This window comes from Phreatobacter sp. GW821-FHT04C01, from assembly GCF_059420385.1.
Genome location: NZ_JBWKTP010000005.1, coordinates 246,103 through 266,094, shown reverse-complemented (window position 1 = coordinate 266,094; position 19,992 = coordinate 246,103). Strand labels below are relative to the sequence as shown.

The 19,992-nt window shown below is 67.3% G+C and carries 23 protein-coding genes; 9 read left to right on the top strand and 14 right to left on the bottom strand.

Going from position 1 to position 19,992, the window contains the following annotated elements; all coding sequences use genetic code 11:
- The first annotated feature begins 35 nt into the window (after nucleotides 1–35).
- Nucleotides 36–1,490, top strand: coding sequence for a short-chain fatty acid transporter (locus AC07WJ_RS20605; protein WP_494936510.1), 1,455 nt, complete (start codon nucleotides 36–38; stop codon nucleotides 1,488–1,490).
- A gap of 36 nt (nucleotides 1,491–1,526) precedes the next feature.
- Here AC07WJ_RS20605 and AC07WJ_RS20600 read toward each other — a convergent pair whose 3' ends face one another.
- From AC07WJ_RS20600 to AC07WJ_RS20585, 4 genes are read right to left on the bottom strand one after another with little or no spacing between them, the layout of a single operon-like run.
- Entirely contained in the window at nucleotides 1,527–2,402 is an 876-nt protein-coding gene (locus tag AC07WJ_RS20600; RefSeq protein WP_494936509.1) for a TonB family protein, read from the bottom strand.
- An 11-nt stretch (nucleotides 2,403–2,413) separates the two neighbouring features.
- Entirely contained in the window at nucleotides 2,414–2,866 is a 453-nt protein-coding gene (locus AC07WJ_RS20595; protein ID WP_494936508.1) for an ExbD/TolR family protein, read from the bottom strand.
- Nucleotides 2,866–3,507, bottom strand: a complete 642-nt coding sequence (locus AC07WJ_RS20590) for a MotA/TolQ/ExbB proton channel family protein (protein ID WP_494936507.1) — start codon at nucleotides 3,505–3,507, stop codon at nucleotides 2,866–2,868. The genes AC07WJ_RS20595 and AC07WJ_RS20590 overlap by 1 nt, the downstream gene beginning before the upstream one ends.
- A 20-nt stretch (nucleotides 3,508–3,527) precedes the next feature.
- Entirely contained in the window at nucleotides 3,528–5,672 is a 2,145-nt protein-coding gene (locus AC07WJ_RS20585; RefSeq protein WP_494936506.1) for a TonB-dependent receptor, read from the bottom strand.
- Nucleotides 5,673–6,311: 639 nt separating this feature from the next.
- Between AC07WJ_RS20585 and AC07WJ_RS20580 the strand changes: the two genes are divergently transcribed.
- The 6 genes from AC07WJ_RS20580 (at nucleotide 6,312) to AC07WJ_RS20555 (ending at nucleotide 9,801) form a co-directional block, all read left to right on the top strand.
- Nucleotides 6,312–7,163 carry an SDR family NAD(P)-dependent oxidoreductase gene (locus AC07WJ_RS20580; RefSeq protein ID WP_494936505.1) on the top strand — a complete coding sequence of 284 codons (852 nt, stop codon included), beginning with the start codon at nucleotides 6,312–6,314 and terminating at the stop codon, nucleotides 7,161–7,163.
- A gap of 168 nt (nucleotides 7,164–7,331) precedes the next feature.
- Nucleotides 7,332–7,634: an ArsR/SmtB family transcription factor gene (locus AC07WJ_RS20575; protein ID WP_494936504.1), complete on the top strand. Its 303-nt coding sequence runs from the start codon at nucleotides 7,332–7,334 to the stop codon at nucleotides 7,632–7,634.
- A gap of 14 nt (nucleotides 7,635–7,648) precedes the next feature.
- Nucleotides 7,649–7,909 (top strand): hypothetical protein, encoded by a 261-nt coding sequence (locus tag AC07WJ_RS20570; protein WP_494936503.1) that lies wholly within the window; start codon nucleotides 7,649–7,651, stop codon nucleotides 7,907–7,909.
- A gap of 56 nt (nucleotides 7,910–7,965) precedes the next feature.
- Entirely contained in the window at nucleotides 7,966–8,253 is a 288-nt protein-coding gene (locus AC07WJ_RS20565) for a DUF3817 domain-containing protein (RefSeq protein ID WP_494936502.1), read from the top strand.
- A 12-nt stretch (nucleotides 8,254–8,265) separates the two neighbouring features.
- Entirely contained in the window at nucleotides 8,266–8,694 is a 429-nt protein-coding gene (locus tag AC07WJ_RS20560; RefSeq protein ID WP_494936501.1) for a CopD family protein, read from the top strand.
- Nucleotides 8,695–8,805: 111 nt separating this feature from the next.
- Nucleotides 8,806–9,801, top strand: coding sequence for a DUF808 domain-containing protein (locus AC07WJ_RS20555; protein WP_494936500.1), 996 nt, complete (start codon nucleotides 8,806–8,808; stop codon nucleotides 9,799–9,801).
- Nucleotides 9,802–9,859: 58 nt separating this feature from the next.
- On the opposite strand, the gene AC07WJ_RS20550 is transcribed toward AC07WJ_RS20555, so the two are convergent.
- From AC07WJ_RS20550 to AC07WJ_RS20540, 3 genes are all read right to left on the bottom strand, one after another.
- Nucleotides 9,860–10,246, bottom strand: a complete 387-nt coding sequence (locus tag AC07WJ_RS20550; protein WP_494936499.1) for a tautomerase family protein — start codon at nucleotides 10,244–10,246, stop codon at nucleotides 9,860–9,862.
- 35 nt (nucleotides 10,247–10,281) lie between these two features.
- Nucleotides 10,282–11,577 (bottom strand): MFS transporter, encoded by a 1,296-nt coding sequence (locus AC07WJ_RS20545; RefSeq protein ID WP_494936825.1) that lies wholly within the window; start codon nucleotides 11,575–11,577, stop codon nucleotides 10,282–10,284.
- Nucleotides 11,578–11,684: 107 nt separating this feature from the next.
- Entirely contained in the window at nucleotides 11,685–12,083 is a 399-nt protein-coding gene (locus AC07WJ_RS20540) for a MarR family winged helix-turn-helix transcriptional regulator (RefSeq protein WP_494936498.1), read from the bottom strand.
- Between the two features lie 163 nt (nucleotides 12,084–12,246).
- Here AC07WJ_RS20540 and AC07WJ_RS20535 point away from each other — a divergent pair, with 163 nt between their 5' ends.
- Together AC07WJ_RS20535 and AC07WJ_RS20530 are read left to right on the top strand one after the other, a co-directional pair.
- Nucleotides 12,247–12,672, top strand: a complete 426-nt coding sequence (locus AC07WJ_RS20535) for a VOC family protein (RefSeq protein ID WP_494936497.1) — start codon at nucleotides 12,247–12,249, stop codon at nucleotides 12,670–12,672.
- Nucleotides 12,673–12,747: 75 nt separating this feature from the next.
- Nucleotides 12,748–13,224, top strand: coding sequence for a VOC family protein (locus tag AC07WJ_RS20530; RefSeq protein ID WP_494936496.1), 477 nt, complete (start codon nucleotides 12,748–12,750; stop codon nucleotides 13,222–13,224).
- 60 nt (nucleotides 13,225–13,284) lie between these two features.
- Here AC07WJ_RS20530 and AC07WJ_RS20525 read toward each other — a convergent pair whose 3' ends face one another.
- The 7 genes from AC07WJ_RS20525 to AC07WJ_RS20495 form a co-directional block, all read right to left on the bottom strand.
- Nucleotides 13,285–14,718 carry an NAD-dependent succinate-semialdehyde dehydrogenase gene (locus tag AC07WJ_RS20525; protein ID WP_494936495.1) on the bottom strand — a complete coding sequence of 478 codons (1,434 nt, stop codon included), beginning with the start codon at nucleotides 14,716–14,718 and terminating at the stop codon, nucleotides 13,285–13,287.
- A 45-nt stretch (nucleotides 14,719–14,763) separates the two neighbouring features.
- Nucleotides 14,764–15,216 carry a hypothetical protein gene (locus AC07WJ_RS20520; protein WP_494936494.1) on the bottom strand — a complete coding sequence of 151 codons (453 nt, stop codon included), beginning with the start codon at nucleotides 15,214–15,216 and terminating at the stop codon, nucleotides 14,764–14,766.
- A gap of 61 nt (nucleotides 15,217–15,277) precedes the next feature.
- Complete coding sequence (ssuE, locus tag AC07WJ_RS20515) at nucleotides 15,278–15,886, bottom strand: NADPH-dependent FMN reductase (protein WP_494936493.1); 609 nt, start codon at nucleotides 15,884–15,886, stop codon at nucleotides 15,278–15,280.
- Between the two features lie 4 nt (nucleotides 15,887–15,890).
- On the bottom strand, nucleotides 15,891–16,685 hold the full coding sequence (locus AC07WJ_RS20510; RefSeq protein WP_494936492.1) for an ABC transporter permease: 795 nt from the start codon (nucleotides 16,683–16,685) through the stop codon (nucleotides 15,891–15,893).
- Nucleotides 16,686–16,705: 20 nt separating this feature from the next.
- Nucleotides 16,706–17,524: an ABC transporter ATP-binding protein gene (locus AC07WJ_RS20505; RefSeq protein WP_494936491.1), complete on the bottom strand. Its 819-nt coding sequence runs from the start codon at nucleotides 17,522–17,524 to the stop codon at nucleotides 16,706–16,708.
- On the bottom strand, nucleotides 17,521–18,603 hold the full coding sequence (locus tag AC07WJ_RS20500) for an ABC transporter substrate-binding protein (RefSeq protein ID WP_494936490.1): 1,083 nt from the start codon (nucleotides 18,601–18,603) through the stop codon (nucleotides 17,521–17,523). Before AC07WJ_RS20500 ends, AC07WJ_RS20505 begins: the two co-directional genes overlap by 4 nt.
- 112 nt (nucleotides 18,604–18,715) lie before the next feature.
- Nucleotides 18,716–19,834 (bottom strand): LLM class flavin-dependent oxidoreductase, encoded by a 1,119-nt coding sequence (locus AC07WJ_RS20495; RefSeq protein ID WP_494936489.1) that lies wholly within the window; start codon nucleotides 19,832–19,834, stop codon nucleotides 18,716–18,718.
- Between the last annotated feature and the right edge of the window lie 158 nt (nucleotides 19,835–19,992).

Genomic DNA, 19,992 nt, shown 5'->3' with positions numbered 1-19,992 from the left:
ATCCAGAGCCAGCAAAGGCAATAGCGGGAACAACCATGACCGATACGATCCAGACCCCCACCTTCGCTCCCGAGAAACGCGGCGGCGACAACATTCTCGCCCGGCTGTCCCAGCACATGGTGGCCTTCGCCGAGCGCTGGTTTCCGGACGCCTATGTCTTCGTGCTGATCGCGGTCATCGCGGTCGCCGGCGGCACCATCCTGCATGGCGGCTCGCCGCTGGCGGTCAGCCGCGCTTTCGGCGACGGCTTCTGGAACCTCATCCCCTTCACCATGCAGATGGCGCTGGTCGCCATTGGCGGTTACGTCGTGGCGATGTCGCCGCCGGTGGCGGCGCTGCTCGGCCGGCTCGCGGCCGTGCCGAAGACCGGTCGCGGCGCGGTGGTCTTCGTCGGTGTGCTGAGCATTCTCCTGTCGCTGGTCAATTGGGGCGTCAGCCTGATCTTCTCTGGGCTGCTGGTGCGCGAGATCGCCCGGCGCAAGGATATCCGGCTCGACTATCGCGCCGCGGGCGCCGCCGGCTATCTCGGGCTGGGCTGCGGCTTCACGCTCGGCATCACCTCCTCGGCCGCGCAGCTGCAGGCCAATGCCGCGAGCATTCCGGCATCCCTGCTGCCGATCACCGGCGTCATCGGCTTTTCCGAAACGATCCTGACCTGGCAGAACCTGGTGACCACGATCGCGGTGACGCTGCTCTCCGCCGCCATCTGCTATTTCACCACGCCGGCGCCGGCCGACGCCAAGACCGCCGAGGACCTGGGCGTCTCTCTCGACAACGACAAGGTCGAAGTGAAGAAGGCGGCGCGGCCTGGCGACTATCTCGAATTCAGCCCGATCCTGACCATCCTGATCGTTCTGCTCGCCTGCGGCTGGCTGTGGCAGACCTTCCAGTCCGGCAATCCGCTGATCACCTTGTCCGGCCTCAACACCTATAACTTCGTCTTCCTGATCCTCGGCATCCTCTTGCACTGGCGCCCGCGCAGCCTGATCGAATCCTTCGCCAAGGCCATGCCGAGCGTCTCCGGCGTGCTGCTGCAATTTCCCTTCTATGCCGGTATCGCGCAGATCCTGACCAAGGTGCCGAACGCCAATGGCGTTACCCTGTCGGATACCATTGCCCACTGGTTCGTCGGCTTCTCGACCAATTCGACAGTGTTCTCGTTCCTGGTCGGCATCTACTCCGCCGTGCTCGGCTTCTTCATCCCGTCAGCCGGCGGCAAGTGGATCATCGAGGCGCCCTATATCATGAAGGCTGCCAACGAGATCGGCGCGCATCTCGGTTGGACGGTCATGGTCTACAACATCGCCGAAACGCTGCCGAATTTCCTCAACCCGTTCTGGATGCTGCCGCTGCTCGGCATTCTCGGGCTGAAGTCGAAGGACCTGATCGGCTATACCTCGGTGCAGTTCGTCGTCCATTTCCCCATCGTCATGGTTCTGGCCGCCGTCCTGATGGCGACCTTCACCTATCACCCGCCGATCATGCCGTGAGCGAGAAGGGGCGCGGTCCGGGTCGTCCGGGCCGCGCTACTGGATCCGGATCGTCACCGAACCGGAGAAGCGCCCGGAGGGCGGCGCCGGGAAGCTCGACCGGGCCAGCATGGTGCGGATGGCATGGTCGACGCCGTCGTCGCCGGACGAGCGGATGATGCCCGAGGCGGCCATGCGGCCGGAGGCATCGATGGCGAAACTGACGCTGACATTGCCGCGCGCATTGAGGCCGAGCGCGGTTGTGCGGGATTGCAGGATGCGGTGCACCTGCGAGGCGTAGGCGGCGGCCGAGACATTGCCGCCGGCCTGGGCGGGCCGGCCGGCATCCGAGGGCGCGGCGCCGGTCGAGAGTTCGCGCGGCGGACGGGCCAAGGCCTGCCGGCGCTCCTCGTCCCGCTTGCGGCGGCGTTGGTCCTCACGCTCGCGGCGCTGGGCTTCGGCCACCCGCTCACGCGCGATCCGCCGCTGCTCGGCACGGCGTTCGACCTCGGTATCGCGCGGCCGTTCCGGCGGAGGCTGCGCCACCGGTATCGCCGGAGCCGCGGGTTGGGCGACGAGCGGCGGTGTCGGCTGTGCTGGCTCGGGCGACGGGGCGGGCGGCAATTCCGGTGGCAATTCCGCCTGATCTTGGCGCTCCTCCTGAACCGGCTCGACCGGCGGTGGTTCGGCGAGCGCGGTCTCTTCCATGGCCGGCGCCGGCTCGATGCGCGGCGCGGCCTCGGCGGCAACGGGTTGTTCCGGTGCCGCGGCCTCGGCTTCGGCCTGGACCATTTCGATGATCGGCGGCGCGACGCCGGCCTGCGGGCGCGTCCTGGGGCTCAGCGTCCAGAACAGTCCGGCATGAATGGCCACCGCACCCACGACGAGGACCGGACGCAGCCAGGCCGGGTGAAGCATGCCTTGCGATGTCATGCGCTGGATACCTATTGCGCCGCGACGGGCGCGGCCCGGCCGGCCGGACGCTGGGTGACCAGCGCGATCCTGGTCAGGCCGTTGCTGGCGAGCAGGTCGAGCACGCCGACAATGGCGCCGAAATCGGCCTTGGTGTCGCCACGCACCTGGATATGCCTGTTGGCGGCGGTGCCGGCGCCGAGCGTTTCGCGCACCAGCGCGACCAGGCCGTCGCGGGCGACGTCGCGGTCGCCGACCTGCAGGCGCCCGTCGGGGCCGACCGTCACCACGACGGGCTGGACCGGTTCGAGCGGCTGGCTCGCGCGCGCCTGCGGCAATTCCACTTTCATGCCCGCCGTCAGCAGCGGCGCCGTCACCATGAAGATGATCAGCAGCACCAGCATGACGTCGATGAACGGCGTCACGTTGATCTCGGCGAGCGGGGCGAATTCGTCGCCAGGTGACGGCTCGGAACCGAAGGCCATCAGCGGATGCCCTCCGCGACGGCGCCGCCGTCAGGCCGGGGCCGCAGCACACGGGCGGCGTCATCCTCGACGAGACGCACCAGGCGCTTGCCGAGCTTGCCGTAGATCGCCACCAGCTGGTTGTAGCCGAAGGCCGCCGGAATGGCGGCGGCAAGGCCAATGGCGGTCGCGGCCAGCGCCTCTGCGATGCCCGGCGCGACGGTCGCGAGGCTGGTATCCTGCGACCCGGCAATGCCGATAAACGCCGTCATGATGCCCCAAACCGTGCCGAACAGCCCGAGGAAGGGCCCGACCGAGGCGATGACCGCGAGATTGGCGAGGCCGCCATGGGCCGCCTCGATGGTTTCCTGCACGCGCCGCCGCATGGCGCCGACGACCCGCTCGCGCCGCGCGCCCACCGCCTCGTCGGGGAAATGCACCGCGGCTTCGCGGGCGCCGCCGTCGAAAATCGCCTCGATGATCGGGCTCGACCGACCGGTCTCCGCGGCGCCGACGGCCTGGCGCAGCCGTCGGATGGCGAACAGGCATTCGGCGACGACGATCCAGCACCAGAGCGAGGCGGCGAGCAGCATCAGCATGACCGCCTTGACCACCGGGCCGGCCATCCAGAACAGCGAAAGGGGGTTGAGGTCAGCATGCATCGTTTCGAATCCCCCGCGCGTCAGAAGCGAATATTGACGAAGGCGCGGACACCGCGCCCGGGCTGCACCACCTCGTCCTTCTTGAACGACACGTGGTTGCGGATCTCGGCGTCCAGCAGGTTGGTGCCGACGAGGCCGGCGGTCAGCTCGCTGACGCCGAAAGTGTTGCCGGCAAGGCGGGTGGTGTAGCTGAGCTCGGCATTGAGCAGGTCGTAGCCGGCGGTCGGCGTCTCGTTGGCCGCGATCTGGCGCTGGGCGAAGGCGTGCAGCAGGCTCACCCGGGCAAACAGGCCGCCGTCGCGCCAGAACACGCCGCCGCCCAGCCGGTGCGGCGGAATGCGCGGCACGTTGCTGTCGTCGGAAAAGCGCGCGCGGACGAAATCATATTGCGCCTCGACGCCGAGCATGCCCGTGCCGATGGCGGCCAGGTCATATTGGGCGCGGAATTCGGCGCCGTAGAAAGTCGCGTCGCGCTGGCGGAACACGGTTTGCCGATAGGCCGTGCCGGTGCCGCAGCTCGCGAAGGTGTCGTCGCAATAGAGGCCGGTGGGCGATTTGAAGATGAAGCCGTTGAAGCTGGTGTAATAGGCCGACATGTCGAGGCGCAGCGGCCCGGCGGCCCGGCGCAGGCCGATCTCGAAGGTGCGCGCCTGCTCCTTGTTGAGGTTCGGATTGCCGATGTCGAAAGTGCCCGGCGCGGCATGCGCGCCTTTCGAGAACAGCTCGGGCACGCGTGGCGCCCGTTCGACGAACTGGGCGGTGAGGCTGCCGACGAAATTCCACGGCAGGTCCTGCAGCACGCCGATGCTGGCGCTGAACGGCAGGAAGGAGCGGGCGATCCTGACATCGACGATCGGGCCGGAACTGCCGAGATAATCGACCGGGAAAATGCCGCCGATACCGCGCAGCGCCGTGTATTCGACGCGCGAGGAGGCCTGCAGGCGGGTCGTCGGCGTCACCTGCAGGTCGCCGAACAGATAGCTCGCCGCGGTCTGGGTGGTCGCCGGCTCGAACAAGGGCGGCGAACTGCCGGTGGCGCCGGCCAGCTGGTAATTGGCCGAGACGCCGGTGGTGATGGTCAGCGGGCCGATCGCGGTCTCCAGCGGCCGCATCTGCGCCTCGACGCGCGTTTCGGCCTCCTGGTTTCGAAAGGTCAGGGCGGTGACGAAGCGGTCGGAAGCGGGCACGAAGGAGTCTTCGTTATGGGCATAGACCGAGGCGCCGAACCAGAAGCGCAGGATGTCGATGGGCCCGCTTTCGGGGCGATATTCGCCCTTGGAGGTGACGCGTGTCTGCCTGAGGTCGATGCGCGCCCGCTCGGCCGCCGAGAACCGGCCGGGGATGCCATAGGTCGCATCGGTATGGGCAATGGCGGCGCCCCAATAGCCGCCGTCGAAGAACAGGGTGGCGCCGATCGAGCCGTTCAGCGCCCGCAGATAGCTGTTGGCCTGGCGGCCGCCGCCGGGCGTCGCATAGTCTTCCGCGGTGCGCCGGTTGAACTCGCCGTGAAAGGCGATATTGCCCTTGCGGGCGGACAGGCTCAGGCCTGAATCGACGCCGCGATCGACCGAGGACAGCGCCGTGCGCAACGCCGGGAAAATGCCCTCCGGGCCGAGCACGGTCGGAATGCGTTCATTGCTGACATTGACCACGCCGCCGATCGCCTGCGAGCCGTAGCGCAGCACCGCCGGACCGCGCACCACGTCGACGCGCTGGGCGTTCGAGGGATCGACGGTGACGCCGTGATCCTCGCCGAGATCGGAGACATCCTGGGTGCCGACGCCGTTTTCCTGAATGCGCACCCGGAAGGCGTCGAGGCCGCGAATGATCGGCCGGCTCGCCGAGCCCGGTGCGAAACCCGAATTGGTGATGCCGGGCAGGTTGCCCAGGAGGTCGCCAATGGTGCGCCCGCCATTGCGCCGGATCTCTCCTTCGCGCACCACCGAGACCGGCGCGAAGCTGCGGTCGATGACGGTCAACTCGCCCTCGGAAGGGCCCTGCGGCCCGTCCTCGCGGCGCGGCGCCTCGACCACGATGACCGGTAGTTCGGTGACCTGCGCGAGCGCCGGACCGTCCACGCCGAAGGCCAGGGTCATCAGGCCAAGCGGCCATGACCACTTCGCCGATGTCCGGCCCGCTGCCGCCGTTGCCGACGCGTCGCTCATCCTGCCTCCAGCCATCGAAATGCCCTGCCTCGCCATGGAAATGTTGCGGCGCTCTTGTTGCGAATTGTTCGCAACAGTTATTGCAAATGAATTGCAACTGCAAGAGATCCGAGGGCTTGAGTTCCAGGCGGAAACGCGCGGCTGGACGAGGCAAGACATGCTGGAAGATGCGGATTTCCGGCGCAGGGGACGGCAATGGCGACGGTCGTGCCGTCGCGCGGGTGGGCTGGATCGTCGCCTGCGACATCACGCCGCGCAGCAGCCGGCGGTGCGGCCGCATGACCTTGCGCTCCGCAAGACGTGGATGGCCGTCCCAAGCACGGCCGTGACGCAATGTGCGTCGATCAGGTCGCAAGCCGACGCGACAGCGTTGCCCTTTCCGTCATGACCGGGCTTGTCCCGGTCGCCCACGAATGTCCTTGAGCCGCGCAAGGCGTGGATGGCCGGGACGGGAGTGGCCCGGACGCTACGAAGACTGTCGGGTCGGCCATCGATCATCGCTGGCTCCACTTGGCCGGAGGCCACCGGATAGGCGGTGACCCCCGGACTGGTGGCGGCGCGGCGCCATTCATGCGACCTGTTGGAGCATCCTGGCCGTGGTGCGACCGCGGCCGACACCCCGAGCCTGGAGACGCCATCATGTCCCATTCCGCCATCGTTCCCGGGGCCGTCGCCGTCATCACCGGCGGCGCCGGGGGCATCGGCCTTGCCGCGGCGACGCGTTTCGCGGGCCTCGGCCTGAAGGTCTGCATCGCCGATCTCGGCGAGGACCGGCTCGCCCGCGCTGCGGCCCTGATCGGTTCCGCGGCCCCCGACGGCGCGGCCGCCGTGATGACCATGACGGTCGATGTCAGCCGGCCGGACGATCTGCGCCGGCTGGAGGCGGCGGTCGCGAGCCGTTTCGGCGGCGCCGACATTCTCATGAACAATGCCGGCATTCAGCCGGGCAGTGCCCTGTTCGGGCCGGCCGCCACCTGGGAGCATGTCCTGGGCGTCAATCTCTGGGGCGTCATTCACGGCACCCAGATCTTCACGCCGGGCATGATCGCGCGGGGCCGGCCCGGGCTCGTCATCAATACCGGATCCAAGCAGGGCATCACCACGCCGCCCGGCGACCCCGCCTACAATGTCTCCAAGACCGGCGTGAAGGCTTTCACCGAGGCGCTGCAGCACGAGTTGCGCAACACGATGGACTGCCGGATCAGCGCTCATCTGCTGATCCCGGGTTTCGTCTATACCGGCCTGACCGCCAGGGGACGCACGGAAAAGCCGGCCGGCGCCTGGACGCCGGAGGAAACCGTCGATTTCATGCTGGCCCGCCTCGAGGCCGGCGACTTCTACATTCTCTGTCCCGACAATGACGTGCCACGCGCGCTCGACGAGCGGCGCATCCTGTGGGCGGCCGGCGACATCGTCGAGAACCGCCCGCCGCTGTCCCGCTGGCACCCGGATCACGCGGAGGCTTTCGCGGCTTTCGTCAAGAGCAAATAGGGGCAGGCGGCACCAGCCGGACCGAGCGGCGCAGCAATGGCGACGCGGACTGCGGCCTTTCGGTCGCGGTCGGTCTCGGCGCTTAACACCCTCTCTTCCATGCGTCAGAAAATTCTGACATATGTAAGGTGGAGTTGCGATATCCCGGTTTCGGCGACAGGAGACCAGATGCTGGCGGCGCTGGCGGCGCTCGCCAATCCACACCGGCTGCGCATCATTGCCTCGCTCAGCGCGAACGGGCGCAACTATGTCAGCCGGCTGGCGCGCGAGGTCGGCATCAGCCGGCCGCTGCTGCACCTGCATCTGCACCGATTGCAGGAAGCGGGCCTGGTCAGCAGCCGGCTCGAGTTGTCACGTGACGGCAAGGCTCTGAACTATTTCGAGGTCGCGGATTTCAGCCTGGCGCTGACGCCCGAGGCCGTCGCCGAGGCGGTCTCGTCGCTGACCGTCGACCAGGCGAAGTCCGACTGAGAAAGGCGATCGGCATGGGCCCTCCGGCGAATACCTTCCTGCTTCCGACCATCCTGGTGCTCGGCACCATCCTCCTCATCTTCGGCATGAAATACCTGTCGTCGATGCGAAGCGATCGCCTGCGGCTCGCCGGGGAGGGCGGTTACCGTGTCCTCGCCGAGAAGGCCGCCATGGCCGAGGTCGCCAATGCCGCCGCGCTCACCACCCTTCAGGCCGATCTCGCCGATATGAAGGGCAGGCTCGCAGCCATCGAAAAACTGCTGAGGGATGTCTGATGATACCGGCAAAGCAGGATCTCGCGCACGCCGCGGAGCGTGACCAACTCCGGTGCATGCGGCTGGTTTCGCTGCTCGAGGGCACCACGCTGATTGCCCTGATCTTCATCGCCGTGCCGCTGAAGCGCCTCGCCGGCTATTCGCTGGCGACCTCCATCATGGGGCCGATCCACGGTTTCGCCTTCGTCCTCTACGTCTGGATGCTGATCCAGACCGTCACCGGCGGCCATTGGCCGAGGCGCGAGGTGATCCGCCTGCTCGTCGTCGCCTTCGTTCCCTTCGGCGCCTTCTGGAACGAACGCGACCTGAGGCGGAAACAGGCGGCCCTTGCCTTGCCCGCCTGACCGGGGACCTCGATGGGTTATTTCTGGCTGAAAGCCTTTCACGTCGCGGCCATCGTCACCTGGACCGGCGGCATGCTGATCAATGCCCTGGCACTGACTTTGCTCGCGGCCAAACCGCCGCCCTACGCGGCCTCCGATGCGGGCCTGCTCGCCGCGGTGCGCCGCTGGGACCGGCTGGTCACGACCTCGGCCATGGCGCTGGCCTGGATCCTGGGCCTCGCCATGGCGGTCTGGGCCGGCTGGTTCTCGTCACCCTGGTTCCTGGTCAAGCTTGCGGTCGTGACGGCGCTGACTGCCCTGCACGGCATGCAGGGCGGTGCCCTCAGGCGAATGGCCGGCGAAACCGGCGGTCCGCCGCCGGCCGTCCTCGGCCTGTCCGCGCCGCTGACGCTTGCGGCGGTCGTGGTCATCGCCGTGCTGGTTGTGGTCAAGCCATTCTAGGTCCTGGGAGCGCGAATTGCCGCGCCCCACCGCTCTGGTGTTGCGCCGCGGCAGACGTGTAAGTTCCGGCCCGGTCGTATCCGGAGCGGCCGGCGAGCGCGGAGACGACGGGTGAGCATCGGACTGATCGCGCTGCTGGACGATGTCGCGGCCATCGCCAAGGTGGCCGCCGCCTCCCTCGACGATGTCGCGGCCCAGGCCGCCAAGGCCGGGGTCAAGGCGGCTGGCGTGGTGATCGACGATGCCGCCGTCACGCCGCGCTATGTCACCGGCTTTTCCGCGGAGCGGGAGCTGCCGGTCATCGGCAAGATCGCTGCCGGCTCGCTGCGCAACAAGCTGGTCATCCTGTTGCCGGCGGCGCTCGGCCTCGCCTTCTTCGCGCCCTGGGCGATTACGCCGCTCCTGATGCTCGGCGGCGCCTATCTTTGCTACGAGGGCGCCGAAAAGGTCTTCGAGGCGCTGTTGCCCCATCATGCCGGACAGCACGAGGCCGAGATCGGAACGGTGACGCTGAACGCGGCCAATGCCGAGGACGAGAAAGTCGGCGGCGCCATCAAGACCGACTTCATCCTCTCCGCCGAAATCATGGCGATCACGCTCGCCGCCGTGCCCGGCAGCGGCTTCTGGACCCAGGCGGCCGTCTTGGCCACGGTCGGCATCGGCATCACCGTGGCCGTCTATGGTGCGGTCGCCCTGATCGTGAAGGCCGACGATATCGGCCTGGCGCTGGCCAGGAGCCAGGCGAGATCGGTGTTCGGCGGGCTGTTGCGCGGGTTCGGACGCGCGCTGGTCAAGGGCATGCCGGTCTTCGTCGGCATTCTCGGCGTCGTCGGCACCGCCGCGATGATCTGGGTCGGCGGCGGCATCGTCGTCCATGGCCTGGAAAGCTATGGTCTGCCGCAACTCGGCCATCTCATTCACGACGCCGCGGTCGCCGTCTCGCTCGTCCTGCCCGCCGCCTTCATCGGCATCGCCGAATGGCTGGTCACGGCGGCCGGGTCGGGCCTGGTCGGGCTCATCCTCGGCGCGCTGCTCATCCCGGTCGTCGGCTACGGGCTGGCGCCGGCGTGGAAACGGCTCAAGGCGCTGAAGGCCAAAACCGCGTGAAGGCAAAACGGCTCGAGAAGCCGACGGCCGGTCAGCGCGACCGGCGGCCGGCGGGCCGTCAAGCCGGCGCGTATTGCGCGATACCATTGCCGAACGACCAGTTCTCCTTCCGGACTTCGACGAGGCTGATGAACACGTCCTCGCGGCGAAGCTTCAGCTTGTCGTGCAGGCCGTTGGCGACCGCCGCGTAGAAGGCCTTTTTCATCTCGACCGTGCGGCCCTCATTGAGCGTCACCTGGAGGATGATCAGGTCGGCGGAGCGCTGGATGTCGAGATAGCTGTCATCGGCAATGAAATGGTCCGGCTCGTGCTCGGTTACGAGCTGGAAACGGTCGTTTTCGGGCACGTTCAGGGTCTGGCGCATGGCGTCATAAACGACATCACCAACCGTCTTGCGGAAGTCCGGGCTCTTGCCTTTGATCAGTTCGATACGGACGAGCGGCATTGTTCGGGCCTTTCCTGGGAGCGTGTTGTCGTGAATCAGGTTGCCGGCGCGGGCACGGGGTCCGGCTTGGCCTGGTGGGTCAGCGACATGACCAGCATGGCCGCGACCAGGCAGAAGGCGCCGGCGACATAAAGCGCCGGCAGGTAGGTGGCGAATTCGGTGCGCGTCGCGCCGGCGCCGAAGGCCGCGGTCGCCGCGCCCAACTGATGGCCGGCGAAGACCCAGCCGAACACCAGCGTCGCCCGTTCCGGCCCGAAGCGCTCGGCGGCGAGCTTGACCGTTGGCGGCACGGTGGCCACCCAGTCGAGGCCGTAGAACACGGCGAAGATCGACAGGCCGTAAAGGGTGAAATCCGTGAACGGCAGGTAGATCAGCGACAGGCCGCGCAGGCCGTAGAACCAGAACAGCAGCCAGCGATTGTCGTAGCGGTCCGACAGCCAGCCGGCGAGGATGGTTCCGACGAAGTCGAACACGCCGATGACCGCCAGCATGCCGGCGGCGCCGACCGGCGCTACGCCGAAATCACCGCACAGCGTGATCCAATGGGTCTGGATCAGGCCGTTGGTGCTGAGCCCGCAAATGAAGAAGGTGGCGAACAGGACCCAGAACGTATAGGTGCGCGCGGCGTCACGCAGCGCGATCAGCGGCGACAGCATGAGGGTGGCGAGGCCATGCTGGCGAGCCGGAATCTCGGTCGTGGCGGTCTCGCCGTAACGCGGCAGGCCGACATCGGCCGGATAGTCGCGCATCAGGAAGAACACGGCGGTGAACGCCAGCATCAGCATGACCAGCACGAAGACGAGGGCCGCGCGCCAGCCGATCTGGCTCGTCAGCGTGGCGAGCAGGGGCAGGAACACCAGCTGGCCGGTCGCGGTGCTCGCCGTCAGCATGCCGACCACCAGGCCCCGGCGCGCCGAGAACCAGCGGGTCGCGACGCTCGCGCCCAGCACCAGCGCGGTCATGCCGGTGCCGAGGCCGGTGACCACGCCCCAGAGCAGAACCAATTGCCAGATCTCGGTCATGAACAAGGAGCCGAGCAGCCCGGCCGAGATGAAGGCGAGCGCCGTGACCACCACGTTGCGAATGCCGAAGCGGTTCATGAAGGCCGCGGCGAACGGCCCCATCAGTCCGAACAGCACGAGGCGAACCGCCAGGGCGAAGGAGACATCGGCATTCTGCCAGCCGAATTCACGCTGCAGCGGTTCGATCATCACGCCGGCCGAGCCGAGCGCGCCCGCGGTTGCCAGCATGGTGAGGAAGGTCGCGGCGATGACCACCCAGCCATAGTGAATGTCGCGGCGCTGGAGGCCGGCGGCGAGGCGGGAAGACAGTGTCGAAGTCTTGGTCGAATCCGTCACGGCGAAGCCTTTCGATGATCCCGGCGATCCGCGCCGGGGTGAGTATATTTACGGGTATATACCCGTATAAGGTCGGCAAATCAGATGGCCTGGATGAGCGTTCGCAGGTGTTTCGCCGCGTCCGAGCCCAGCATGGATTCGATCTTGGCCTGGGCCTGGTCCCAGAGCGGCGCTCCCTGTTCGAGAACCTGTTTGCCGTGATCGGTCAGCTCCAGCGTCGCCTCCCGCTGGTCGCGCGCCGGAACCGTCCGCACCAGGTTCAGGCGTTCCAGCACCTTGGCATTGCGGCCCACCGTCGAGCGGTCGAGTTCGGTGAGCCGGCCGAGCTCAGTCAGGGATACCGGCGCTGCCCTTGCGATCCGCCGGAGCATGCTGAACTGCGCGATATTGATGTCGAGCGAAGCCAGCGCCTCGTCGTAGATCGCCGAGGTCTTGCGCGCAGCCGTTCTGAGCAGGATGCAGTAACAGTCACCAGCCATGGAGCGGGTATATACCCGCAATGGCTGCGGGGCAAGGGCCTCGGGGGGGCGGGCCGCGCGGTCACGCCGTCATCGGGCCGCCGGTCGATTTTTTTTCGGCAGCCATGTCGAACCGGTGTCTCGTCGTTCGTTCTAGCAACGAGCCAATCGAAAGGACCCGCTCATGCCCAAGATGATTTTCGTCAATCTGCCGGTCACCGACCTGAAGCGCGCAACCGCCTTCTACGAGGCCATCGGCGCCGCGAAGAACCCGCAATTTTCCGACGACACGGCGTCCTGCATGGTTTTTTCCGAAACCATTTTCGCCATGCTGCTGACCCACGACAAGTTCCGCCAGTTTACCTCCAGGCCGATCGCCGACGCCAAGAGCTCGAGCCAGGTGCTGATCTGCCTCTCCGCCGACAGCCGGCAGGCGGTCGACGAGGTGCTGGCCAAGGCGGGTGCCGCGGGCGGCGCGATCGATCACGGCCCGACCCAGGATTACGGTTTCATGTATGGCCGCAGCTTCGAAGACCCCGACGGCCATATCTGGGAGGTGATGTGGATGGATCCCGCGGCCGTGAATGCGGAGGGCCAGACCGCCGCCTGATCCCATTCCGCCAACCCGGATCCGGGCCGCCGCGGCGGCCCGGACCGCCTGCAACCTGTCACGAGAGGAATGGCCATGTCGAAGATCGCACCTTGCCTGTGGTTCGCCAAGGAGGCCGAAGAGGCGGCGAATTTCTACGTCTCGATCATCCCGGACTCGCGCATCAAGCACGTCCAGAGGAATATCGGCGACAGCCCGGGCGGCAGGGACGGTACGGTTCTGGTGGTCGATTTCGTTCTCGGCGGCCAGAGCTTCATGGCGCTCAACGGCGGCACGCCGATGGAATATACCCATGCCATCTCGCTGAAGATCGACTGTGCCGACCAGGCCGAGGTCGATCGTCTCTGGGACGGCCTGTCGGCCGGCGGCCAGGTCGAGCAGTGCGGCTGGCTCAGGGATCGCTACGGCGTCGCTTGGCAGATCGTGCCGACCGTGCTCAGCCAATTGCTCGGCGATCCCGACCGGGCCAAGGCCGGCCGGGTGATGCAGGCCATGCTCGGCATGGTCAAGCTCGACATCGCCGGCTTGAAGAAGGCCTATGATGGCGCCTGAGCCGCAGGGCAGGGACGGTGAGGGTCGCCGCGTCGGTCCCGGCCGTCCCGCCCGACAGCGTCAGGGGTGGCTCTGGGTCACCAGTTTGGTCGACAGATAGGCGTCGATCGCTTCGCTTCCGCCTTCGGAACCGAAACCGGAATCCTTGACCCCGCCAAAGGGAACTTCCGGCTGCGCGATGGTCATGTGATTGATCGCGAGATTACCGCAGGCGACCTCGCGCGACATGCGGGCGGCGTGGCGCGCCGAACCGGTGAATCCATAGGCTGCCAGGCCATAGGGCAGGCGATTGGCTTCGGCGATGGCCTCGTCCATATCCCGGAAGCGGGTCACCAGGGCAAGCGGTCCGAACGGTTCCTCGTTCATCGCCGCCGCCTCGGCCGGCAGATCGGTCAGGATCGTCGGCGCGAAGAAGCACCCGTCCTTGCCGATCCGCTGGCCGCCTTGCCTCACGCGAGCGCCTCTTGCCCGGGCGTCCGCCACCAGGCGTTCCATGGCGTCGAGGCGTCTTGCATGGGCGAGCGGCCCCATCGTGACGCCGGGGTCGAAGCCGTCCCCTACGACGATGGCGCTGGAGTGCCGCATGAAGCATTCGAGAAAGGCATCGTGGATGTCCTCGTGAAGGATCAGGCGGGTCGGCGAGACGCAGACCTGGCCGGCATTGCGGAATTTGGCGGCAGCCAGCAGCTTGCTGGCGAGCGCGATGTCGGCATCCGCGCAGACGATCGCCGGGCCATGGCCGCCGAGCTCCATGGTGGCCCGTTTCATGTGGCTGCCGGCAAGCGCGGCCACGGTCCGGCCGACCGCGGTCGAGCCGGTGAAGGTGACCTTGCGGATCGCCGGATGGGCGATCAGCCGTTCCGAGATCTGCGGCGGGATGCCATAGATCAGCCCGATGACGTCAGGCGGCACGCCGGCATCCAGGAAGGCCTGGATCAGCGCGGCAGGTGACGCCGGGGTTTCCTCCGGCGCCTTGACCACGATCGAGCAGCCGGTCGCCAGCGCCGAACCGAGCTTCCGGGCGATCTGGGCGACCGGAAAATTCCACGGCGCGAAGGCCGCGACCGGACCGACGGGTTCCCTGACGATGGTCTGCTGGATGGTGGTGGAGCGGCCGGGAACCACGCGCCCATAGGCCCGCCGGCCTTCCTCCGCCAGCCAGTCGATCATGTCGGCGGCGCCGAGGATTTCCAGCCGGGCCTCGGCGAGCGGCTTGCCCTGTTCCAGGGTCAGGATACGCGCGATGGGCTCGATGCGGTCGCGCAGCAGGCCGGCGGCCCGCCGCATCATGGCCGATCGGTCATAGGCCGAGACGTCGCGCCACAGCCGGAAGCCGCGTTCGGCGGTTTCCGCCGCCTCGTCGATATCGGCCGCGGTGGCGCGGGCGACAGTTCCGACCGGCGTGCCGGTCGCCGGATTGACGACATCGATAGTGCCGTTGTCGCCGGCGGCGCGCCAACGGCCGCCGATCAGGAGATGGGCCTGGATCTGCATGGGAAGTTCACCCGGACGGGACATCGTGATGACGGGGCACGGCGGTCACGCCGGAACGGCGGCGGCGCGGGCCGAGGCGATGAAATCGGCGAACAGGCCCTGAACCCTGGCGATGTCGGCTTCAGGCACCAGGAAATGGTCGAACTTCACGCCGCATTGCGGCGCCGCCTTGTAGCCCGCACCATTGATCGGCACGAGCGCGGCCTTGATGAAGCCGGTGACGTCGTAGGGCAGGTCGCCGTCGGTCGAGACCACCTTGAGCGGGCCGTATTTCTCGAGCGGCCCGGCATCGGCGAAGACGCTGGTCCAGCGGTGCTCGTCGACGACCAGCGAGAAGCCGCCCTGGTCCTGGTTGATGCAGCAATAGGCGCTGCTGGTGGAATTCAGCACCGCCAGGATCAGGTCGCTCCTGTCGCCGGGGACATGGACGAACCAGTAGCGTTCGGGCCAGGTCTTGAGCGGCATGGAAGCCCAGACGGCGAGGGGATCGATCGGCATGTGACTCTCCTGTCGGCCGCGCGGGCCGGGATGGGAAGGCGTGTGGATCCGGGCTGCCGCCTCAGGCGACGCGGGCGGGGCGCGGATGTCCGAGCAAGGGGGCGTGGCGATAGTCCTGGACCGATAGGCCGAAGTGGAAGATGGCCTCGCGCAGCGGCGCCTCGGCTTCCGGTACCAGTTCGATGCCCGATGTCGTCCGGTGCATCTGTGGCCCCGCGACGAAGTGGCTTTGCACGATGTGCCGGGCGCCCATGGATTGCAGCACCGGCCGCAAGGCGTAGTCGAGGGCCAGAACATGGGCGAGGCTGCCGCCGGTGGCGACCGGCAGGATCGCCTTGCCGGCCAGGCCGAATTGCGGAAGCAGGTCCAGAAAGGCTTTCAGCAGGCCGGAATAGGCAGCCTTGAACACCGGCGTCGCGAAAATCACGCCGTCGGCCCGGTCGATCGCCGCCACCGCCGCGGCGATGCGCGGCTCGGCGGCATTGCCGGAGAGAACCGCCAGGGGGTCGAGCTCCCTGATCCGGACATGCAGCCGGTTGCCGACGGCGGCGGGCAGGCGGGCCAGGACATGTTCGGCCAGCAGAGCGGTCGAGGAATCCGCCGACGGGCTGCCGGAGACGGCGACCACGTTGAGCGTGTTGGCAGGCGTCGGGGGCGGGATCGCGCGCATGACCTCACCCGCGCTCGTCGATGGTGGTGCCGCCGGTCCGGCCGCCGCCTTCCCAGAACACGATGCGGCGCTGGGCGAAGCGAACGGCGCTGCTGGCGAGGAGGCCCATCAGGGCGAGCGTGATGATGCAGACGAACATCACCGGCACGTCGAAGCTCAGCGACGAGGCCTGGATGAGACTGCCCAGGCCCTGCTGCGATGCCACGAATTCGCCGACCACTGCGCCGAGCAGGGCAAGCACAAGCGCCACCTGAAGGCCTGCAAAGATCGCGCCGGCCGCCGAGGGAATCTTGACGTCCCAGAGGATCTGCCAGCGCGCCGCCGAGAAGGCGCGGTAGAGATCGACGAGCTCCGGGCGCGCCGCCCTGAGGCCCGTCACCACGTTGACGAACATCGGGAAGAAGCAGATCAGCGCGACCAGCACCACCTTCGACATCAGGCCGAAGCCGAACCAGACGATCAGCAGTGGCGCGAGCGCCACCTTGGGCATGGATTGCAACGCCACGACATAGGGATAGACGAACCGTTCGACGGTACGGGATTCGGCCACGACGATGCCGACGGCGAGCGCGACGGAGCTGCCGATGGCGAAGCCGAGCACCGTCTCCGTGGCGGTGGCGGCAAGGTGCGGCAGGATCGAGCCGTTGCCGTAGACCGTCCAGAACGCCTGGGCGACCGAGCCGGGCAGCGGCACGAGATAGGACGGCACGCCGAGCCAGCGGACGCTGGCGTCCCACAGCGTCACGAAGGCGACGAGCGTCACGATCGGATAGAGCCAGTTCTTCAGTGTTTCGGACATGGGATGGTCTCCCGATCGGGTTAGCCGGCCTGGGCATCCAGGCGGAAATAGGCGCGCAGATGGGCTGACAGCTGGGCGAAGCGCGGATCGGTCACCACCTGCGCCCGGCGCGGGCGCGGCAGGTCGACGTCGAGAACCTCGACCACCCGTCCGGGACGCTCCGACAGCACGACGATCCGGTCGGCGAGCAGGACCGCCTCCTGGATCGAATGGGTGATGAACAGAACCGCCTTCTTCTTGGCCATCCAGATCGATTGAAGCTCCGCCGCCATGCGCTCGCGCGTCATGGCGTCGAGCGCCGAGAAGGGTTCGTCCATCAGCAGGATGCGCGGGTCGTGGATCAGGCCGCGGCAGATGCCGACGCGTTGCTGCATGCCGCCCGACAGTTCATTCGGATAATGACCGGCGAACTGCTCGAGCCCGGCGAGCCTGAGCAGGGCCATGGCCTCGTCGCGATAGTCTCCCACCGGCTTGCGCAGCGCCCGGATCGGCACCAGGACATTGTCCAGCACCGTCTTCCACGGCAGCAAGGTCGGCTGCTGGAACACGATGCCGACATCCGGCTGGGGACCGTCGACCGGCCGGCCGTTCAGCAGCACCTCACCCGACGATGGCTTGAGGAGGCCGGCGACGATCTTCAGGATGGTCGACTTGCCGCAGCCGGAGGGGCCGAGCACCGCGACGAACTCGCCGTCCCGGATGGTCATGTCGAGGCTGTCGAGGGCCCTCAGGTTGCCGCGACGGGTATGATAGACGACCGACATCGCGCGGATGTCGAGCTGCGGTGCGCCGTCCTCGGCCACCGGCGCCCGTGCGCCCTTCACCAGGGAGAGACTCATGGCGCCGCCCTCGCTTCGCGAATGACCTGTTCGACGTCGAAACGGTTGAACTCGGGAACCAGCCGATTGGTGAAATAGGCGTCGAGCGGCACGTCGGTCCGGGTCACCTCGCCGCCGGCGCGCAGGGCTTCCACCAGGGTCGTCCAGTCCTCGTCGGCGAAGCGGCCGTACTGGCCGGCCTGGCCCTCGCGGACGTGGAGCAGATTGCGCATCCGGTGTTCGAGCACTTCGATCTCGCGCCGGCGATTGTCGGCTTCCACGCCGGAGCTCGGACGCAGTGCCGGATAGGCCTCCCAGTAGGAGTTGATACAGGCGGCCAGATTGGCGTTGCAGGCGATATTGCCCTTGGCGAGCGCGCGGCCGAAACGGGCGAGCAGGTCCGGTTTCGATCCGAGCAGGGCATCGGTTACCAGGATGCCGTGGCTCGACAGTTCCTGGAACTGCGGCGGAACCGGCAGGCGCCGGATGGCGGTGCCTGATTGCTCCAGGCGCACATGCGCCGTGTCGAACAAATTGAGCACCTGGATCTGGCCGGAGCGCAGCGCCTCGAAGGCGGCGACGCCGGTGCCGACGGACTGGAGCTTGACGTCGCTCCAGTTGACGCCGGCCGCCTGCAGCATGGCGCGTACCATGTAGAGATTGCCCGAGCTGAGCGCGAAGACGCCGAGCGTCTTGCCCTTCATGTCGGCGAGACTCCGGATCGGGCTGTCGCGCGGCACGGCGAATTCCCAGACCGAGCGCGGCAGGTAATTGTAGACGAAGCGCAGGGGGAAGTTCGGCTTGCCCGGTTGCCGGGAGATCACGATCGGCTCCAGGCTGGCATAGGCCGCCTGGACCGTTCCCGACATCAGCTGCGGGATGATGACGCCGGATCCACTGAGCACCTGGATCTCGGTGTCGAGGTTCTCTGCGTCGAAATAGCCGAGCTTGCGCGCGAAGGTGAGCGGCGCCACGCCTGAGTTGATGGCGGACGGCCAGGCGAAGACGAAACGGTCCTTTGCCTCGGCGGGCGCCGCCAGAAGAGCGCCCAGCGCCGCGATCGCCGCGGCGACCGCGCGGGCGGGTCGGAGTTTGATCATGTCTGTTCCCCTCTGATTTATCGGCCGGGGGGCGAGGCCCCCGGCTTGATGGTCCATGGACATGGCGGTCCGCGCGGCGCCAGCGTCCGGGCGGCGGACGATGCCGCGACGGTCAGGCGGCCTTTGCCGCCGGTACGTCCGTCGGTGTCACGGTCGAGCCTTCGTGCTCGGGCCAGGAATGCAGTTCCGGCAGCACGTGCTTGCCGATCATCTCGATGGCGCGCTTGTTGGCCTCATGACCCATGCCGTCGATGCGCCACAGCAGGTCGTCGATGCCCATGGCGTGCAGGCGGCGTGCGCCGGCGATCAGGTCATCGGGCGTGCCGGCCATCACATAGGGCGCCGAATCGATGAGATAGTCGAGATTGCGCATGTTGCCCCTGATCTCCTCGATCCGGGCCATGGCCTGGTAGTCGGCCGATCGCTTCGCCAGCTTGGTCATCCAGTCCATGATGACCTCGATGAAGCGCAGCGTGTTTTCTTCCGTCGCGGCGCGTGCCTGGGCGCGGTCGGCGTGGCAATTGACGCCGACCGAGAAGAGCGCCTGCCGCTTGGTGATCGTGCCGGCGACGGGCCTGGCGACCTTCGCCCCGTCATTATAGGCGTCGATGCAGTCCTGGACGTAGTCCCAGCCGAGAATGCTGAGCCCGGACATGACGCCGACGCCCATTTCGCCCGCCTCGCGATGCGAGTCCTTGCTGGTGGCGGAGAGGTGCGTCGGGATCACCCGACGCCCCGGTTTCCAGGGCGAGATCTTGCGTGGCGGGATCGTGTAGAGCTGGCTGTCATGGGCCAGCCGTTCCTGGGTCAGGCCCTTGCCGATGATCGCCAGATGTTCGTCGCGATACTCGCGCGTGAGCGAGGGATCCACGCCGAAACCGTCGAGCGTATAGGGGTTGTTCGACCGGGCGGCGCCGAGTTCGGCCCGGCCGTTGGAGAGCAGGTCCAGCGTGGCGATCTGCTCCAGCACGCGGATCGGATGGTTGTAGGGGAGCAGGTTCACCGATGCGATGCGCAGGCGCATCCGCTTCGTACGGGCGGCGACATAGGCGAGCAGGATCTCGGGTGCTGAAATGATCGCCTCGCCATTGGCGAAGTGCTGCTCCGACGACGCGTAGCCGTCAAATCCGTTCTCTTCGGCGAGCACTGCCTCGTCGACGACTTCCGTCATGCGCGCCGCCCAGGATGTGTCCGGCGGGCAAATGGCTTCATGAAAGAGGATGACCTTCATCGCCTGGTCCCTTGCATTTTCTTGAATGTTCCTATATCAGGAACGACGTTCCTAATAATGCAAGGATAGGCAGGTTTGTCCGACGCATGCAATGTCTTTTTGGGGCGAGCATAAAAAGTGAGCGTCTTGCTGCGCGTCGCTGAAAAATGCGAAGGCGA

What these genes read in the sequence shown, in the direction of transcription:
- AC07WJ_RS20605 (WP_494936510.1), top strand. Translation starts at nt 36, where the DNA reads ATGACCGATACGATCCAGACCCCCACCTTCGCTCCCGAGAAACGCGGC.
- AC07WJ_RS20600 (WP_494936509.1), bottom strand. Translation starts at nt 2,402, where the DNA reads ATGACATCGCAAGGCATGCTTCACCCGGCCTGGCTGCGTCCGGTCCTC.
- AC07WJ_RS20595 (WP_494936508.1), bottom strand. Translation starts at nt 2,866, where the DNA reads ATGGCCTTCGGTTCCGAGCCGTCACCTGGCGACGAATTCGCCCCGCTC.
- AC07WJ_RS20590 (WP_494936507.1), bottom strand. Translation starts at nt 3,507, where the DNA reads ATGCATGCTGACCTCAACCCCCTTTCGCTGTTCTGGATGGCCGGCCCG.
- AC07WJ_RS20585 (WP_494936506.1), bottom strand. Translation starts at nt 5,672, where the DNA reads ATGAGCGACGCGTCGGCAACGGCGGCAGCGGGCCGGACATCGGCGAAG.
- AC07WJ_RS20580 (WP_494936505.1), top strand. Translation starts at nt 6,312, where the DNA reads ATGTCCCATTCCGCCATCGTTCCCGGGGCCGTCGCCGTCATCACCGGC.
- AC07WJ_RS20575 (WP_494936504.1), top strand. Translation starts at nt 7,332, where the DNA reads ATGCTGGCGGCGCTGGCGGCGCTCGCCAATCCACACCGGCTGCGCATC.
- AC07WJ_RS20570 (WP_494936503.1), top strand. Translation starts at nt 7,649, where the DNA reads ATGGGCCCTCCGGCGAATACCTTCCTGCTTCCGACCATCCTGGTGCTC.
- AC07WJ_RS20565 (WP_494936502.1), top strand. Translation starts at nt 7,966, where the DNA reads ATGCGGCTGGTTTCGCTGCTCGAGGGCACCACGCTGATTGCCCTGATC.
- AC07WJ_RS20560 (WP_494936501.1), top strand. Translation starts at nt 8,266, where the DNA reads ATGGGTTATTTCTGGCTGAAAGCCTTTCACGTCGCGGCCATCGTCACC.
- AC07WJ_RS20550 (WP_494936499.1), bottom strand. Translation starts at nt 10,246, where the DNA reads ATGCCGCTCGTCCGTATCGAACTGATCAAAGGCAAGAGCCCGGACTTC.
- AC07WJ_RS20540 (WP_494936498.1), bottom strand. Translation starts at nt 12,083, where the DNA reads ATGGCTGGTGACTGTTACTGCATCCTGCTCAGAACGGCTGCGCGCAAG.
- AC07WJ_RS20535 (WP_494936497.1), top strand. Translation starts at nt 12,247, where the DNA reads ATGCCCAAGATGATTTTCGTCAATCTGCCGGTCACCGACCTGAAGCGC.
- AC07WJ_RS20530 (WP_494936496.1), top strand. Translation starts at nt 12,748, where the DNA reads ATGTCGAAGATCGCACCTTGCCTGTGGTTCGCCAAGGAGGCCGAAGAG.
- AC07WJ_RS20525 (WP_494936495.1), bottom strand. Translation starts at nt 14,718, where the DNA reads ATGCAGATCCAGGCCCATCTCCTGATCGGCGGCCGTTGGCGCGCCGCC.
- AC07WJ_RS20520 (WP_494936494.1), bottom strand. Translation starts at nt 15,216, where the DNA reads ATGCCGATCGATCCCCTCGCCGTCTGGGCTTCCATGCCGCTCAAGACC.
- ssuE (WP_494936493.1), bottom strand. Translation starts at nt 15,886, where the DNA reads ATGCGCGCGATCCCGCCCCCGACGCCTGCCAACACGCTCAACGTGGTC.
- AC07WJ_RS20510 (WP_494936492.1), bottom strand. Translation starts at nt 16,685, where the DNA reads ATGTCCGAAACACTGAAGAACTGGCTCTATCCGATCGTGACGCTCGTC.
- AC07WJ_RS20505 (WP_494936491.1), bottom strand. Translation starts at nt 17,524, where the DNA reads ATGAGTCTCTCCCTGGTGAAGGGCGCACGGGCGCCGGTGGCCGAGGAC.
- AC07WJ_RS20500 (WP_494936490.1), bottom strand. Translation starts at nt 18,603, where the DNA reads ATGATCAAACTCCGACCCGCCCGCGCGGTCGCCGCGGCGATCGCGGCG.
- AC07WJ_RS20495 (WP_494936489.1), bottom strand. Translation starts at nt 19,834, where the DNA reads ATGAAGGTCATCCTCTTTCATGAAGCCATTTGCCCGCCGGACACATCC.